This is a genomic window from Burkholderia sp. PvR073 (assembly GCF_054055695.1).
Map to the genome: position 1 here is coordinate 167,419 of NZ_JBSRXO010000007.1, position 15,016 is coordinate 182,434.

At 66.2% G+C, this 15,016-nt stretch carries 15 protein-coding genes and 1 pseudogene; 5 read left to right on the plus strand and 11 right to left on the minus strand.

Going from position 1 to position 15,016, the window contains the following annotated elements; translation table 11 throughout:
- Positions 1–77: 77 nt before the first annotated feature.
- Positions 78–322 (minus strand): annotated as a pseudogene (locus ACVK00_RS21580) (hypothetical protein); the annotation flags it as partial.
- On the opposite strand from ACVK00_RS21580, the gene ACVK00_RS21585 reads away from it, so the two are divergent.
- Positions 218–2,038 (plus strand): PhoH family protein, encoded by a 1,821-nt coding sequence (locus ACVK00_RS21585; protein ID WP_166724697.1) that lies wholly within the window; start codon positions 218–220, stop codon positions 2,036–2,038. The pseudogene ACVK00_RS21580 and the gene ACVK00_RS21585 overlap by 105 nt on opposite strands.
- 236 nt (positions 2,039–2,274) lie before the next feature.
- A complete protein-coding gene (locus tag ACVK00_RS21590) occupies positions 2,275–3,339 on the plus strand; it encodes a C40 family peptidase (protein WP_284890709.1) in 1,065 nt (354 codons plus the stop codon).
- A 118-nt stretch (positions 3,340–3,457) separates the two neighbouring features.
- On the opposite strand, the gene ACVK00_RS21595 is transcribed toward ACVK00_RS21590, so the two are convergent.
- The 10 genes from ACVK00_RS21595 to ACVK00_RS21640 form a co-directional block, all read right to left on the minus strand.
- A complete protein-coding gene (locus ACVK00_RS21595) occupies positions 3,458–4,468 on the minus strand; it encodes an inorganic phosphate transporter (RefSeq protein ID WP_228904518.1) in 1,011 nt (336 codons plus the stop codon).
- Positions 4,469–4,478: 10 nt separating this feature from the next.
- Positions 4,479–5,105: a DUF47 domain-containing protein gene (locus ACVK00_RS21600; protein ID WP_166724699.1), complete on the minus strand. Its 627-nt coding sequence runs from the start codon at positions 5,103–5,105 to the stop codon at positions 4,479–4,481.
- 138 nt (positions 5,106–5,243) lie between these two features.
- Entirely contained in the window at positions 5,244–6,626 is a 1,383-nt protein-coding gene (locus tag ACVK00_RS21605; RefSeq protein ID WP_166724700.1) for a replicative DNA helicase, read from the minus strand.
- 143 nt (positions 6,627–6,769) lie between these two features.
- Positions 6,770–7,222 (minus strand): 50S ribosomal protein L9, encoded by a 453-nt coding sequence (rplI, locus tag ACVK00_RS21610; protein WP_166724701.1) that lies wholly within the window; start codon positions 7,220–7,222, stop codon positions 6,770–6,772.
- 27 nt (positions 7,223–7,249) lie between these two features.
- Complete coding sequence (gene rpsR / locus ACVK00_RS21615; RefSeq protein WP_011657068.1) at positions 7,250–7,525, minus strand: 30S ribosomal protein S18; 276 nt, start codon at positions 7,523–7,525, stop codon at positions 7,250–7,252.
- A gap of 4 nt (positions 7,526–7,529) precedes the next feature.
- Positions 7,530–7,829: a primosomal replication protein N gene (gene priB / locus ACVK00_RS21620; RefSeq protein WP_011657069.1), complete on the minus strand. Its 300-nt coding sequence runs from the start codon at positions 7,827–7,829 to the stop codon at positions 7,530–7,532.
- 40 nt (positions 7,830–7,869) lie between these two features.
- Positions 7,870–8,244, minus strand: coding sequence for a 30S ribosomal protein S6 (gene rpsF / locus ACVK00_RS21625; protein ID WP_006755436.1), 375 nt, complete (start codon positions 8,242–8,244; stop codon positions 7,870–7,872).
- 241 nt (positions 8,245–8,485) lie between these two features.
- Positions 8,486–9,385: a zf-HC2 domain-containing protein gene (locus ACVK00_RS21630; RefSeq protein ID WP_284890640.1), complete on the minus strand. Its 900-nt coding sequence runs from the start codon at positions 9,383–9,385 to the stop codon at positions 8,486–8,488.
- Entirely contained in the window at positions 9,375–10,016 is a 642-nt protein-coding gene (locus ACVK00_RS21635) for an RNA polymerase sigma factor (RefSeq protein ID WP_284890638.1), read from the minus strand. Before ACVK00_RS21635 ends, ACVK00_RS21630 begins: the two co-directional genes overlap by 11 nt.
- Before the next feature lie 185 nt (positions 10,017–10,201).
- Entirely contained in the window at positions 10,202–11,113 is a 912-nt protein-coding gene (locus ACVK00_RS21640) for a LysR substrate-binding domain-containing protein (RefSeq protein WP_284890636.1), read from the minus strand.
- A 171-nt stretch (positions 11,114–11,284) separates the two neighbouring features.
- Here ACVK00_RS21640 and gcl point away from each other — a divergent pair, with 171 nt between their 5' ends.
- The 3 genes from gcl to ACVK00_RS21655 are packed head-to-tail and all read left to right on the plus strand — an operon-like array spanning position 11,285 to position 14,850.
- The gene (gcl, locus tag ACVK00_RS21645) at positions 11,285–13,060 is read left to right on the plus strand and encodes a glyoxylate carboligase (RefSeq protein WP_354122983.1); all 1,776 of its coding nucleotides are present in this window, start codon (positions 11,285–11,287) and stop codon (positions 13,058–13,060) included.
- A gap of 44 nt (positions 13,061–13,104) precedes the next feature.
- Positions 13,105–13,914, plus strand: coding sequence for a hydroxypyruvate isomerase (gene hyi / locus ACVK00_RS21650; RefSeq protein ID WP_011657073.1), 810 nt, complete (start codon positions 13,105–13,107; stop codon positions 13,912–13,914).
- Between the two features lie 42 nt (positions 13,915–13,956).
- Complete coding sequence (locus ACVK00_RS21655; protein WP_105834091.1) at positions 13,957–14,850, plus strand: 2-hydroxy-3-oxopropionate reductase; 894 nt, start codon at positions 13,957–13,959, stop codon at positions 14,848–14,850.
- Positions 14,851–15,016 lie beyond the last annotated feature (166 nt).

The following is a 15,016-nucleotide window of genomic DNA, read 5'->3' on the forward strand; positions in this document are numbered from 1 at the left end:
AGCCGCATGTCCCGGTCCACGGGGCAGCGGCTTTTTTTATGGACTGCGTGCCGGCTCTCGGTCCGGCCGTCATCTCGTCAAGGAGTTGACCGACACTTAGGCGAACCGGCTCGACGAAATTCCTGTGCGCCACCGCGCGCAAACTGCATGCGTCTACGTCACGCAGGATGCGATCAGCGGCGCACTTCATGCGACACGATTCCTCCCGAGGGACACCATGCCTTTGCCTACCCCCCCCAGCAAGCTCGGCAGCCTGCTGCCGCCCGACGAATACAAGGCGAAAGCGCGGCCCGCGAAAGCCGCGAAGAAGTCCGCCGAAGGGGACGCATCCACAGCCGGTGACTACGGTCCGGCCAGCGTGGCCCAACCGATGACCGAAGCCGCGAACACGACCGCACCGCTGCGCGCCGTCGCGTCGTCGGAGCACGACACCGCAAGCACGCCCGCACGCGGCCGCAAGACCCGGCAGACGGCTGCACTGCTGCAGCCGATGCCGGCGCCGGCCGTGCCGGCGGCACCCGCTGCCCCCGCCGCGCCGGTCGTTGCACGCAACGACAAGCCGGCCGCCGGCAAACCGTCCGCGGCGCCCGCGCGCGATGCCGGCGCCGCGACGAAGTCGCGCAGCCGCAAGCCGGCCGAAGCCGAACTGCAGAAGCTGTTCGTGCTCGACACCAACGTGCTGATGCACGACCCGAGCAGCCTCTTCCGCTTCGAGGAACACGACGTCTATCTGCCGATGATGACGCTCGAGGAACTCGACAACCACAAGAAGGGGATGTCCGAAGTCGCGCGCAACGCCCGCCAGGTGAGCCGCACGCTCGACGCGCTGGTCGCCGACGGCGGCCCGATCTCGGCCGGCATTCCGCTGTCGCGCCTCGGCAGCCGCGAGGCACTCGGCCGCCTGTACTTCCAGACGAAGCTCGCGGACATCGCGCCGATCGAAGGCCTGCCCGAAGGCAAGGCCGACAACCAGATCCTCGGCGTCGTGCGCGCGCTGCAGCGCGACCGGCCGGACCGCCAGGTCGTGCTGGTGTCGAAAGACATCAACATGCGGATCAAGGCGCACGCGCTCGGCCTGCCCGCTGAAGACTACTTCAACGACCAGGTACTCGAGGACAAGGATCTCCTCTACAACGGCGTGCGCGAACTGCCGCAGGATTTCTGGACCAAGCACGCGAAGGGCATGGAGAGCTGGCAGGACACGAAGACGGGCACGACGTACTACCGCGTGACCGGCCCGCTCGTCGCGTCGATGCTCGTCAACGAGTTCGTCTATCTCGAGCCGCAGAACGGCGAGCCGACGTTCCACGCGATCGTCCGCGAGCTGAACGGCAAGACGGCGCTGCTGCAGACGCTGCGCGACTACAGCCACCACAAGAACAACGTGTGGGGCATCACCGCGCGCAACCGCGAGCAGAATTTCGCGCTGAACCTGCTGATGAACCCCGAGATCGACTTCGTCACGCTGCTTGGCCAGGCCGGCACCGGCAAGACGCTCGTCGCGCTCGCGGCCGGCCTCGCGCAGGTGCTCGACGACAAGCGCTACAACGAGATCATCGTGACGCGCGCGACCGTGCCCGTCGGCGAGGACATCGGTTTCCTGCCCGGCACCGAGGAAGAGAAGATGCAGCCGTGGATGGGTGCATTCGACGACAACCTCGAGGTGCTGCAGAAGACCGACGACGCGGCCGGCGAATGGGGCCGTGCGGCGACGCAGGAGCTGATCCGTTCGCGCCTGAAGGTGAAGAGCATGAACTTCATGCGCGGCCGCACGTTCGTCGACAAGTACCTGATCATCGACGAAGCGCAAAACCTGACGCCGAAGCAGATGAAGACGCTCGTGACGCGCGCGGGCCCCGGCACGAAGATCGTGTGCCTCGGCAACATCGCGCAGATCGACACGCCTTACCTGACCGAAGGCAGCTCGGGCCTGACCTACGTCGTCGACCGCTTCAAGGGCTGGGGCCACAGCGGCCACGTGACGCTCGCGCGCGGCGAACGCTCACGGCTCGCCGACTACGCGTCGGACATCCTGTAACGCGCGACCGGCGCCTCGCCGGCCGTCGACGCCACGCGGCGCTCCGTTTCCGGAGCGCCGTTTTTATTTTTGGGGTCGGAAACGTTGGTCATGTCTCGTAACGCAACAACCTCACTTACGCGCGAAACTTCAAGTAAATTCTCAGGAATGGTTGCCTAAGCCCCGCCGGAACGTCTACCATCGGGTCTGTCTGTTGTCATACGATTGGCGAGCGCGCCGCGCTCGTCCGCCTTCTCATGCTTCGAATCTGGGTTCCCGTCGCCGTCGTTTCTCTGCTCGCGGCCTGCTCCAGCGTGCCGCCGCAGTCGGCATCGCGCACCTCCGGCATGAAGATCACCACCCCGCGCGCGTTCCCGCCGCCCGCCAATTTCCCGAAATTCGTCGATCACAGCGTCGGCCAGGAAGAAATCTCGATCCAGGCGATGAGCCTTGTCGGCGTGCCGTATCGTTGGGGCGGCAACACGCCGACGAGCGGTTTCGACTGCAGCGGGCTCGTGCGCTACGTGATCGGCCGCGCGGCCGACGTGAACCTGCCGCGCACGACCGCCGACATGAGCAGCCGCGGCGTGTCGATCGACCCCGAAGCGGTAGCGCCGGGCGATCTGATCTTCTTCAATACGACCGGACGCCCGCACTCGCACGTCGGCATCTATGTCGGCAAGCTGCGCTTCGTCAATGCGCCGTCGACCGGCGGCACCGTGCGGCTCGATTACCTGACGAACCCGTACTGGGCCAAGCGCTTCGACGGCATTCGCCGTGTCGCGCCGCCGCGCGGCACACCGGCACCGTTCGATACGCCGACCTACGAGGCACGGCGCGACGCGCCGCCGGCCACACCGGCCGCTGTCGTGACCGCCGCTGCGCCACGGCAGCCCGCCTATGCCGCTGCGCAAGCCAGCGCGGCCCCGTCTCCCGCTCCGGTCGCGCAAGCCGCGGCGGTCGTATCGACCGCTGCGGTGGCCCCAACAGCCGCGCCCGCCACCGATCCGTACGAACCGCCGCCGCCGCGCGTGCTGGCCGCCCGGCAGCAGGCAACCTCCGCGAACGGCGACATGCTCGCTCCGACCGCGAATGCGGCGCCGGCCGGCCCGGCAGAGGTCGGCACGCAGATTCCGACGACGGCGCTGACCGCCGCCCAGGCTGCCGCGTTCGACGACGAACCGCCGCCCGCCACCGCGCCGTCACCGCGCACCATCGAGCCCGTGCAGGTGTTGCGTGCGTCGACACAATCCGCGCCCGTCGGCGCGCGCACCGGCACCGCGGACGATCCGATCGCCCGCTTCGCGAACGGCAGTTACTGACCCGCTTCATCCTCGGCGGCAACCGCGTCATTCGCCGCACTCTTTCCGACCACCAAAGAAAATGCGCCGCAACCTTTCGGTTGGCGGCGCATTTCGTGTCGAGGCGGCAGCGTCGGAATCAGAAGATCTGGTGCCCGACCCACCATCCGCCGGCCGCGATCAGCGCGGATGCCGGAATCGTCAGCACCCATGCCCACACGATGTTGCCGGCAACGCCCCAGCGCACGGCCGACAGCTTCTGCGTCGCGCCGACACCGACGATCGCACCGGTGATCGTGTGCGTGGTCGACACCGGAATACCGAGGAACGACGCGATGAACAGCGTGATCGCCCCGCCGCTTTCGGCACAGAAACCGCCGACCGGCTTGAGCTTCGTGATCTTCTGGCCCATCGTGCGCACAATGCGCCAGCCGCCGAACAACGTGCCGAGGCCCATCGACAGGTAGCACGCGCCGATCACCCACGCGGGCGGCGCATCGGACGTCGCCGATGCATAGCCCGATGCGATCAGCAGCATCCAGATGATGCCGATCGTCTTCTGTGCGTCGTTGCCGCCGTGACCCAGGCTGTACAGGCCGGCCGACAGCAGCTGGAACCGCCGGAAGCGCCGGTCGACCTTGCTTGGCGCGGTGCGGAAATACAGCCACGACACGCCGAGCATGAACAGCGAACCGAGAACGAAGCCGAGCAGCGGCGAAATGAAGATGAACGCGACGGTCTTCATCAGGCCGTCGATGTTCAGCGCGCTCCAGCCCGACTTCGCGAGCGCCGAGCCGACGAGGCCGCCGATCAGCGCGTGCGACGAACTCGACGGGATCCCGTAGTACCACGTGATCACGTTCCAGCCGATCGCGCCGATCAGCGCGCCGAACACGACGTAGTGGTCAACGATCTCCGGATCGATCGTGCCTTTGCCGACCGTCTGCGCCACCTTCAGGTGGAAGATGAAATACGCGATGACGTTGAACGCCGCCGCGAACACGACGGCCTGCTGGGGCTTCAGCACCCCGGTGGACACCACGGTGGCGATCGAGTTCGCCGCGTCGTGGAAGCCGTTCATGAAGTCGAATACGAGCGCGACGAGCACCAGCGTCGCGACCATCCATAGGGCAAGTTGTATCGAATGCATCGTGGTCCGCTCAGGCGTTTTCCAGCACGATGCCTTCGATGATGTTCGCGACGTCCTCGCACTTGTCGGTGATCTCTTCGAGCAGCTCGTAGATCGCCTTCAGCTTGATGAGCGTCTTCACGTCGTCTTCCTCGCGGAACAGCTTCGACATCGCCGAGCGCAGAACGCGATCGGCCTCCGACTCCCAGCGGTCGATCTCTTCGCATTGCTTGAGGATCTGCGCCGACTGCTTCATGTCGGACAGCATGCCGACGGCCTGCTGCACGTGCTGGGCCGACTGCGTGACGATGTGCGCGAGCTGGCTCGCCTCGGAGGTAACGGACCGCACGTCGTACAGCGACACGGCCGTCGCGACGTCTTCCATTAGGTCGAGGATGTCGTCCATCGTCGTGATCAGCTTGTGGATCTCGTCGCGATCGAGCGGCGTGATGAAGGTCTTGTGCAGCAGATCGATCGCTTCGTGCGTCAGCTTGTCAGCGGCCTTCTCGGCAGTCTGCACGTTTTGCTTGTGAATCTCGGCGTCGGCGAGATTGTCGATCAGCAGTTCGAGCTCGCGGCCACCGGAAACGATGTGCTTCGCGTGCGCGTTGAAGAGTTCAAAGAACTTGCCCTCGGTGGGCATGAATCGACCGAACATGGGATTCCTGAGAGATTGTCAAACTACTGTCACGAAAACGGGCGACATTGTACCGTTTCCGGTCGGGCCGCGCCGCGCGCATATGCGCACGGCGGGATTGGATACAACGCTTGGCGATTTAGGGCTTTACATCCGGCGTTACTCGCCGTAGAAGGTCTGCGCCCCTGCAAAGTTGTCGAACTTCGTGAATTGCCCCAGGAACGTGAGCCGAACGGGGCCGATCGGACCGTTACGCTGCTTGCCGATGATGATTTCGGCCGTGCCCTTGTCGGGGCTGTCCGGGTTGTAGACTTCGTCGCGATAAATGAACAGGATCACGTCCGCATCCTGTTCGATTGCGCCCGATTCGCGCAAATCGGACATCACCGGACGCTTGTTCGGACGCTGTTCGAGGCCGCGGTTCAGCTGCGACAGTGCGATCACCGGCACGTCCAGCTCCTTAGCCAGACTCTTCAGCGATCGCGAGATTTCCGAGATTTCGGTCGCGCGGTTCTCGCCCTGCGACGAACCCGACATCAGCTGCAGGTAGTCGACGATGATCAGGCCGAGCTTGCCGCATTGCCGTGCGAGACGCCGCGCGCGCGAGCGCAATTCCATCGGGTTCAGGCCGCCCGTCTCGTCGATGAAGAGCTGCGCCTCGCTCATCTTCTGCACCGCGTGCGTCAGTTTCGGCCAGTCCTCGTCGCTCAGGCGACCGGTACGCATCCGATGCTGGTCGAGCCGGCCGATCGAGCCGAGCATACGCATCACGAGCTGGGTGCCCGGCATTTCCATCGAGAACACCGCGACCGGCAGCCCGTACTCGACCGCGACGTATTCGCCGATGTTCATCGAGAACGCCGTCTTACCCATCGACGGGCGCCCTGCGACGATGATCAACTCACCGCCGTGCATCCCGGACGTCATCCGGTCGAGGTCGACGAAACCCGTCGGCGTGCCCGTGACGTCGCTCGGATTCGCGGTGTGGTACAGCGTGTCGATGCGCTCGACGACCTGCGTGAGCAGCGGACCGATCTCGAGGAAGCCCTGGTTGCCGCGCGCGCCTTCTTCCGCGATCGAGAACACCTTCGATTCGGCTTCGTCGAGCAGCTGGCGGACTTCCTTGCCCTGCGGATTGAACGCGTCGGCCGAGATTTCGTCGGCGACCGACACGAGCCGGCGCAGCACCGCACGGTCGCGCACGATTTCCGCATAGCGGCGGATGTTGGCCGCACTCGGCGTGTTCTGCGCGAGTGCGTTCAGGTACGCGAGGCCGCCGACGTCGTCGGCCTTGCCGGACGTGGTCAGCGCTTCGTACACGGTCACGACGTCGGCCGGGCGCGTCGACGCGATCAGCCGGCCAATGTGCTCGTAGATGATCCGGTGGTCGTAGCGATAGAAATCGCCCTGCGACAGGAAGTCGGCAATCCGGTCCCATGCCGCGTTGTCGAGCAACAGGCCGCCGAGCACCGACTGCTCGGCTTCGACCGAGTGCGGCGGGACTTTCAGCGATTCGATTTGAGGATCTTGCGGCGCGTTCATGGGTTGGGATTATCGCGAATAACCTACGACGTTACTAGAGACGGGCGCCGACGAACAGGCAATAAAAAAGGCAGGCCCCGGTTGCCCGGGCGCCTGCCCTTGTCCGGACAGCGGAAGCCGCCCGGGAAGCTTGCGTACGACGCTTACGCGTGGTCGCCGATCACGTTGATCGTGACGTCGACGACGACGTCCGTATGCAGCGCGACCTGGACCGTGTGCTCGCCGATCATCTTCAGCGGGCCTTCCGGCATGCGAACCTGCAGCTTCTCGACTTCGTAACCTGCCTTCTTCAGCAGTTCAGCGACGTCGCCGTTCGTGACCGAGCCGAACAGACGGCCGTCAACGCCCGACTTCTGCGTGATTTCGAACGATTGGCCGTTCAGCTTCTCGCCGACTGCCTGCGATGCCGCCAGCTTCTCAGCGGCGACCTTTTCGAGTTCAGCGCGGCGAACTTCGAATTCGGCGATCGCTTCCTTCGTTGCACGGCGAGCCTTGCGGTTCGGGATCAGGAAGTTGCGAGCGTAACCGTCCTTGACCTTGACGATGTCGCCGAGGTTACCCAGATTGGCGACTTTTTCCAACAGAATGATTTGCATTCGAATTCTCCTTATTGCGTCGCCTGATTACGCCTTGTGCTGATCGGTGTACGGCAGCAGCGCGAGGAAACGCGCACGCTTGATTGCCGTATCCAGCTGACGCTGATAGTGCGCCTTCGTACCCGTCAGACGAGCCGGCGTGATCTTGCCGTTTTCGCCGATGAAGTCCTTCAGCGTTTCCGTGTCCTTGTAGTCGATCTGATCGACGCCGGCTGCCGTGAAACGGCAGAACTTCTTGCGCTTGAAGAGCGGGTTTTGTTGCTGACGACGCTTGTCGAATTTCTTACCAGTCGGGCGGGGCATGATTTCAGTCCTTTCCAATGTCCTGCAATGCTGTGATGTGAAACACCAAGGTTCTCGCGTTGCGGCTTTTCTTTGCCAGGAAGCCCGTGAACAGCGTTTCGACGCCCATTTCACGACTTTCCAGCCTGCCGCTCGCCTCACCGGCCGCCACCGCCTCGATCGTCATTTCGACCTGACGGGGAATGCCTGCTTCGACGACTTCCGTGCGGTGGTGCAACGTGGCGCTTGCGATCGGAACACCTGCCGGCGTATATCGCACCGGTGCGCGTTCGACGACGCTCGCCGTCAATTGCAACCTGTTCACGTGAGTAGCGCGCTCCTTGATGGCTTAATGAATGACGAACTTAAGCCTGCGCTTCGGTCGGCTGAGCAGCAGCCGCCTTCTTGGCTTCTTCGCGCTGAACTTCCTTCATCATCGGCGACGGGCCGGTCTCGGCCTTCTTCATCTTGACGATGAGGTGGCGCAGCACGGCGTCGTTGAACTTGAACGCGTGTTCGAGTTCGTCGAGCGTCGTCTGGTCGCACTCAATGTTCATGCAGACGTAGTGAGCCTTCGCGAGTTTCTCGATCATGTAGGCCAGTTGGCGACGGCCCCAGTCTTCGACACGGTGGATCTGGCCGCCGTGCGTCGTGATCGTGGTCTTGTAACGCTCGATCATCGCGGGCACTTGCTCGCTTTGATCGGGGTGCACGATGAATACGATTTCGTAATGACGCATTACACACTCCTTGTGGATTGAAGCCACCCGGGCGTCTGAACCGGTGTGGCAAGTGAGAAGCCGAAGATTCTAACCCGGATACAGGGCGCATGCAACACCGATCGACGATTTCGGACCGGATTCGGCCATGTTTTCAAAGACTTGAACCCGCGCCAACGGTCGAACGGCGGCTCGCGCGCCCGCTCGGGAATCGGGGGCGGAGCATTGCGCGCGGGTGACGGGCCGGCGCCGCGGCCCGCCGTCACTCGCTGCGCGCCCCGCCAAGCCGCGCGTCGAGCGCCGTCCTGAACGCGGCCAGCGCCGACGGCTCGGCGTCGGTCACGGCCCACCAGGTCATCCCCGCCGCCTCCCAGCGGTCGAGCGCATAGCCCTGCGACACGGTCGCGTACGGCGCCGTCTCCCCGCCGACGCCCGCCGGCCGCACGTACACGTCGATCACGTGCTGCCGGTATCGGTACACGAGTACCGCGACGCGGCGCCGCCCGACGTAGTCGAGCCGGCCGCCCGCGAGCGGGAAGCCGCTCGCCGACAGGTCCTCGACCGGCGGCGCATAGTCGAGCCGGCCGTTGAACCACGGCTTGACCGTATGCCGGTCGGTCGAGATCACGTCGATGTCGCGCGCCGACAGGCCGGCCCGCACGTGGCTCGCGACCAGCTCGTCGACCGTCTGGCCGGTTGCGGCGTGGCGGGCGGACAGCGCCATCCCGGCCGCCGCGGCGAGCGCGACCACCAGCGCCACGCCCCAGCCGAGCCCGGGCAACGCCGTGACGCGCGGCCCCGGCCCGGCAGAGGCCGGGCGAGCCGATACGCCGCGTCCGGCCGGCCAGGAGAACCAGCGGCGACCGCTCGATCGAGGCCGCGGCCGCGCCGTTGCATCGGGCTCCGGCGCCGCAGGGCCCGGCCCGCACTCACGCGCGCCGCCTGGCGCCGGCAGCGCCGCGAGGAGGCTCGCCCGCAGCGCATCGGGCGCGCGGTGATAATCGGCCTGCCGCACGGCCCGCCCCAGCACGACGATCCGCTCGCGTTCGCGACGGCACGCATCGCACCCCTCGACATGCCGCTGGACGCGCAACGCATCGGGCGCCGACAGCTCGCGGTCGACGTCCGCGTCCAGCAATGCTCGCGTTTCGTTACAGTCCATCGATCGCCTCCGATGCGGTTCCGCTCGCCGACGCACGTCCCGGCGCGGGTCCGGACGGCGGCACCTGCGTGCCGCCCAGCAGCGCGGCAAGCCGGCGCCGGCCGCGCGAGAGCCGCGACATCACCGTGCCCACCGGCACGTCGGCGATCGCCGCGATCTCGCGGTAGCTCAAATCCTCCATCTCGCGCAGCACCAGCACCTCGCGGTATTCGGGCGGCAGCTTCGCGAGCGCCGCGTTCACGAGCCGCACGTTCTCGCCGCGCAGCAGCTGCGCGAGCGGATCCCCGGGCGCCGGCTGCCAGTCGTCGGGCACCTCCGTGTCGTCGAGCGTGTCGGGCAGTGCAACCTCGTGCGCGTGGGTGCGGCGGCGCCACTCCGTGTACCAGGTGTGGCGCACGATCGTCAGCAGCCACGGCCGGGCGTTGTCGCCGCGGCACGAGTCGACGAAGCGCAGCGCGCGCATGCACGCGTCCTGGACGACGTCGTCCGCGTCGCCCGGGTTGCCGCTCAGCCAGCGGGCGAGGTTGTACGCGGCGTCGAGATGCGGCAGCACGAGCGCGCGAAACCGCTCGCCGCGCGCGACCGCGTCATCCTCCGCCCGTTCGTCGACCGCCTGTCCGGCTTGCCCCACATGGCCTCCCTGGTCCCGGCGGCCGAAGCCGCGCTCGTTTCGCGTCCGTGGTCGCGCCCGTTCTCGCGCCCGATGCCCGGACAGACCGGCAGCATGCGCACTCGATGACCTTACCGCCGCTGAACCGAGTTTATTCCCGCACGAAGCCGGTGAAGCGCAAAAAATGCCCGGACCTGCCGCACCCGTTACGGCGTGGTGCTCCAGTAGCCGGGCCGCGCATACGCTTCGCGCAGGTAGTCGATGAAGTAGCGCACGCGCGCGGGCACGTAGCGCTGCTGCGGATAGACCGCGAGGATGTCGTAGTCCGGCAGCGCGTATTCGTCGAGCACCGTCTCGAGTTCGCCCGTCTCGAGCTGGGCGGCGATTTCCCAGGTCGAGCGCCAGCCGAGCCCGAGGCTCTCGGCCACCCAGCGATGCAGCAGCTCGCCGTCGTTGCAGTCGAGATTGCCGGCCACCCGCATCGTCACGATCTTGCCGTGGCGCTGGAAATACCAGCCGCGGTTCTGGCCGCCCTGCAGGTTGAATGCGAGACAGTTGTGCTTGAGCAGGTCGTCCAGCGACTTCGGCCGGCCGTGACGGCGGAAATAGTCGGGCGTGCCGCACACGACGCGCCGGTTCGACGCGAGCTTCACCGCGACGAAGTTCGGGTCGACCGAGCCGCCGATCCGGATCGACAGGTCGTAGCCTTCGCGCACCAGATCGACGACGCGATCGGTGAGGTTGAACGACAGTTGCATTTCCGGCTTGTCGACGAGGAAACCGGGTGCGTGCGGCGCGACGTGCTTGCGGCCGAACGCAGCCGGCGCGGACACGATCAGGTGCCCGCTGACCGCACGCCGCCCGGCGGCCAGCTCGTTCTCGGCCTGGTCCCATTCGGACAGCAGCCCGCGGCAGCGCTCGAGGAACGCGGCGCCCTCCTCGCTGACCACCAGCCGCCGCGTCGAGCGGTACATCAGCTTCACGCCGAGGCGCTTCTCGAGCGCGTCGATGCGTCGCCCGAGCACCACCGGCGACACGCCCTCCTCGAGCGCCGCCGCCGCGAGGCTGCCCGCGTCCGCGACCCGCACGAACGTCTCGATCTGCTTGAAACGATCCATCTCCTGTCTCCGTCCCGGCGTCGACGCCGACGGGAAGCCCCGTCCGGCCGTCATTCCATACTTTTAGTTTCGAAATAAGCGACTTCGGCTGATCTTATCAAACCTTTCCTGCGTCCCTAAAGTGTTCCCAACAGACCGATTCGCAAGATCCACACATTCAAGGAGACATTCATGGCCAAGATGAGAGCCGTCGACGCAGCCGTACTCGTGCTCGAGAAGGAAGGCATCCAGACCGCGTTCGGCGTGCCGGGCGCAGCAATCAACCCGTTCTATTCCGCGATGCGCCAGTCGGGCGGCATCAGCCACGTGCTGGCCCGCCACGTCGAAGGCGCGTCGCACATGGCCGAGGGCTTCACGCGTGCCGCGCCCGGCAACATCGGCGTGTGCATCGGCACGTCGGGCCCCGCCGGCACCGACATGATCACCGGCCTGTACTCCGCATCGGCCGACTCGATTCCGATCCTCGCGATCACGGGCCAGGCACCGCGTGCACGCCTGTACAAGGAAGACTTCCAGGCCGTCGACATCGAGTCGATCGCGAAGCCCGTCACCAAGTGGGCCGTCACCGTGCGCGAACCGGCGCTGGTGCCGCGCGTGTTCCAGCAGGCGTTCCACCTGATGCGCTCGGGCCGTCCGGGCCCGGTGCTGGTCGACCTGCCGATCGACGTGCAGCTCGCCGAAATCGAATTCGACATCGACACGTATGAACCGCTGCCGGTCTACAAGCCCGCGGCGAGCCGCGCGCAGATCGAGAAGGCGCTCGCGATGCTCAACGACGCCGACAAGCCGCTGATCGTGTCGGGCGGCGGCGTGCTCAACGCGGTGGCCGAAGACCTGCTCGTCCAGTTCGCCGAAACGATCGGCGTGCCGGTGATCCCGACGCTGATGTCGTGGGGCGCGATTCCGGACGACCACCCGCTGATGGCCGGCATGGTCGGCCTGCAGACGTCGCACCGCTACGGCAACGCGACGATGCTCGCGTCCGACTTCGTGCTCGGCATCGGCAACCGCTGGGCGAATCGCCACACCGGCAGCGTCGAGGTTTATACGAAGGGCCGCAAGTTCGTGCACGTCGACATCGAGCCGACCCAGATCGGCCGCGTGTTCGGCCCGGATCTCGGCATCGTGTCCGACGCGAAGGCCGCGCTCGAGCTGTTCGTCGCGGTGGCACAGGAATGGAAGGCCGCCGGCAAGCTGAAGGACCGTAGCGCGTGGGTGTCCGAGTGCCAGGCGCGCAAGCGCACGCTGCAGCGCAAGACCCACTTCGACAACGTGCCGGTCAAGCCGCAGCGCGTGTACGAAGAGATGAACAAGGTGTTCGGCCGCGATACCTGCTACGTCAGCACGATCGGCCTGTCGCAGATCGCCGCCGCGCAGTTCCTGCACGTGTTCAAGGCACGCAACTGGATCAACTGCGGCCAGGCAGGCCCGCTCGGCTGGACGATCCCCGCCGCGCTCGGCGTGCGTGCGGCCGATCCGACCCGCCCGATCGTCGCGCTGTCCGGCGACTACGACTTCCAGTTCATGATCGAAGAGCTGGCCGCCGGCGCGCAATTCAAGCTGCCGTACGTGCACGTGGTGGTGAACAACTCGTACCTCGGCCTGATCCGCCAGGCCCAGCGCGCGTTCGACATGGACTACTGCGTGCAGCTCGCGTTCGACAACGTCAACGCACCGGAGCTGAACGGCTATGGCGTCGATCACGTGGCGGTCGCCGAAGGCCTCGGCTGCAAGGCGCTGCGCGTGTCGAAGCCGGAAGAGATCGAGCCGGCGCTGAAGCAGGCGCAGGCGCTCGCACAGGAGTTCAGCGTGCCGGTCGTCGTCGAAGTGATCCTCGAGCGCGTGACGAACATTTCGATGGGCACCGAAATCGACGCGATCAACGAGTTCGAGGAACTCGCCGAGAAGGCCGAGCACGCGCCGACCGCGATCTCGATGCTCGACTGATCCGCACGCCATTTTTTGACTGACCGACCGAAGAGGCTTAGCTCATGCCGAAGTTTGCTGCAAACCTGACCATGCTGTTCAACGAAGTGCCGTTCCTCGATCGCTTCAAGGCGGCCGCGGACGCAGGCTTCGACGCCGTCGAGTTCCTGTTCCCGTACCCGTACGCGAAAGAGGAACTCGCCGAGCGGCTCGAGACGCACCGCCTGCGCCTCGTGCTGCACAACCTGCCCGCCGGCAACTGGGACCAGGGCGAGCGCGGCATCGCGTGCCTGCCCGATCGCGTCGGCGAGTTCCAGGAAGGTGTCGGCCGTGCGATCGAGTACGCGAAGGCGCTGAAGGTGCCGCAGCTGAACTGCCTCGTCGGCATCCCGTCGGCGAGCACGGCGCGCGACAAGACCTTCGTCACGATCGTCGACAACCTGCGCTTCGCGGCCGATGCGCTCAAGCGCGAAGGCATCCGCCTGCTGGTCGAGCCGTGCAACAGCTTCGACATCCCGGGCTTCGCGCTGAACCGCTCGTCCGAAGGGCTCGACGTGATCCGCGCGGTCGGCTCGGACAACCTGTTCCTGCAGTACGACATCTATCACATGCAGCGCATGGAAGGCGAACTGGCCGCGACGATCGAACGCAACCTCGCGTCGATCGGCCACGTCCAGCTCGCGGACAACCCGGGCCGCAACGAGCCGGGTACGGGCGAGATCAACTACGCGTTCCTGTTCGCGCTGCTCGACCGGCTCGGCTATGCCGGCTACGTCGGCTGCGAATACAAGCCCCGCACCACCACGACGGAAGGCCTCGGCTGGCTGCAAAGCGTCGCCGGCTGCGCACCGGGCTCGGCGCGCCGCGCCGCCTGAGATCCGCCCTTCCCCACCTACGCCCCTATAGGAGACTTTCACATGGCAACCATCGGATTCATCGGCCTCGGCATCATGGGCGCGCACATGGCGCGCAACCTGCTCAAGGGCGATCATCAGCTCGTCGTGAACGGCGCGTTCCCGGTGCCGGACGACCTGCGCGCGAGCGCGAAGGTCGTCGCGAACTCGACCGAAGTCGCGCAGAACGCGGACATCATCATCTCGATGGTGCCGGATACGCCCGACGTGCGTAATGTGCTGTTCGCCGACGACGGCGTGGCAAAGGGCCTGACGGCCGGCAAGCTCGTGATCGACATGAGCTCGATCTCGCCGCTCGACACGCAGCAATTCGCAAAACAGATCAACGCGCTCGGCTGCGACTACCTCGACGCGCCGGTGTCCGGCGGCGAAGTCGGTGCCCGCGAAGCGACGCTCACGATCATGGTCGGCGGCCCGGAGCAGGCCTTCGAGCGCGCGAAGCCGCTGTTCGAGAAAATGGGCAAGAACATCACGCTCGTCGGCGACAACGGCGCGGGTCAGACGTGCAAGGTCGCGAACCAGATCATCGTCGCGCTGAACATCGAAGCGGTCGGCGAAGCGCTGCTGTTCGCCGCGCGCTCGGGCGCCGATCCGGAGCGCGTGCGCCAGGCGCTGATGGGCGGCTTCGCCGCGTCGCGGATCCTCGAAGTGCACGGCGCGCGCATGACGAAGCGCACGTTCGATCCGGGCTTTCGCATCGAGCTGCACCAGAAGGATCTGAACCTCGCGCTCGACGGCGCACGCAAGCTTGGCCTCGCGCTGCCGCACACGGCGAGCGCGCAGCAACTGTTCAGCGTGTGCGCATCCCACGGCGGCAAGGCATGGGATCACTCGGCACTGGTGCGTGCGCTCGAGATCATGTCGAACTTCGAAATCGGCCAGACGCCGGCCGCATAACGCCGATGCAGCAGATGCAGCGGCGCGCGTTTCGCTGCAACGGCGAACGCGCGCGGGCGCAGCGCGGCGAATACTCGCGATCCGGCCGCAGCCGGTCGTATCGGTGCGCGACCACGCGCGCATCACGGTGGGGCGCCCCGCCGCGCATCGCTAACCGCGTGCGCGA

What these genes read in the sequence shown, in the direction of transcription:
- ACVK00_RS21585 (WP_166724697.1), top strand. Translation starts at nt 218, where the DNA reads ATGCCTTTGCCTACCCCCCCCAGCAAGCTCGGCAGCCTGCTGCCGCCC.
- ACVK00_RS21630 (WP_284890640.1), bottom strand. Translation starts at nt 9,385, where the DNA reads ATGGACTGTAACGAAACGCGAGCATTGCTGGACGCGGACGTCGACCGC.
- ACVK00_RS21640 (WP_284890636.1), bottom strand. Translation starts at nt 11,113, where the DNA reads ATGGATCGTTTCAAGCAGATCGAGACGTTCGTGCGGGTCGCGGACGCG.
- hyi (WP_011657073.1), top strand. Translation starts at nt 13,105, where the DNA reads ATGCCGAAGTTTGCTGCAAACCTGACCATGCTGTTCAACGAAGTGCCG.
- ACVK00_RS21590 (WP_284890709.1), top strand. Translation starts at nt 2,275, where the DNA reads ATGCTTCGAATCTGGGTTCCCGTCGCCGTCGTTTCTCTGCTCGCGGCC.
- ACVK00_RS21595 (WP_228904518.1), bottom strand. Translation starts at nt 4,468, where the DNA reads ATGCATTCGATACAACTTGCCCTATGGATGGTCGCGACGCTGGTGCTC.
- ACVK00_RS21655 (WP_105834091.1), top strand. Translation starts at nt 13,957, where the DNA reads ATGGCAACCATCGGATTCATCGGCCTCGGCATCATGGGCGCGCACATG.
- rplI (WP_166724701.1), bottom strand. Translation starts at nt 7,222, where the DNA reads ATGCAAATCATTCTGTTGGAAAAAGTCGCCAATCTGGGTAACCTCGGC.
- ACVK00_RS21605 (WP_166724700.1), bottom strand. Translation starts at nt 6,626, where the DNA reads ATGAACGCGCCGCAAGATCCTCAAATCGAATCGCTGAAAGTCCCGCCG.
- rpsF (WP_006755436.1), bottom strand. Translation starts at nt 8,244, where the DNA reads ATGCGTCATTACGAAATCGTATTCATCGTGCACCCCGATCAAAGCGAG.
- rpsR (WP_011657068.1), bottom strand. Translation starts at nt 7,525, where the DNA reads ATGCCCCGCCCGACTGGTAAGAAATTCGACAAGCGTCGTCAGCAACAA.
- ACVK00_RS21600 (WP_166724699.1), bottom strand. Translation starts at nt 5,105, where the DNA reads ATGTTCGGTCGATTCATGCCCACCGAGGGCAAGTTCTTTGAACTCTTC.
- gcl (WP_354122983.1), top strand. Translation starts at nt 11,285, where the DNA reads ATGGCCAAGATGAGAGCCGTCGACGCAGCCGTACTCGTGCTCGAGAAG.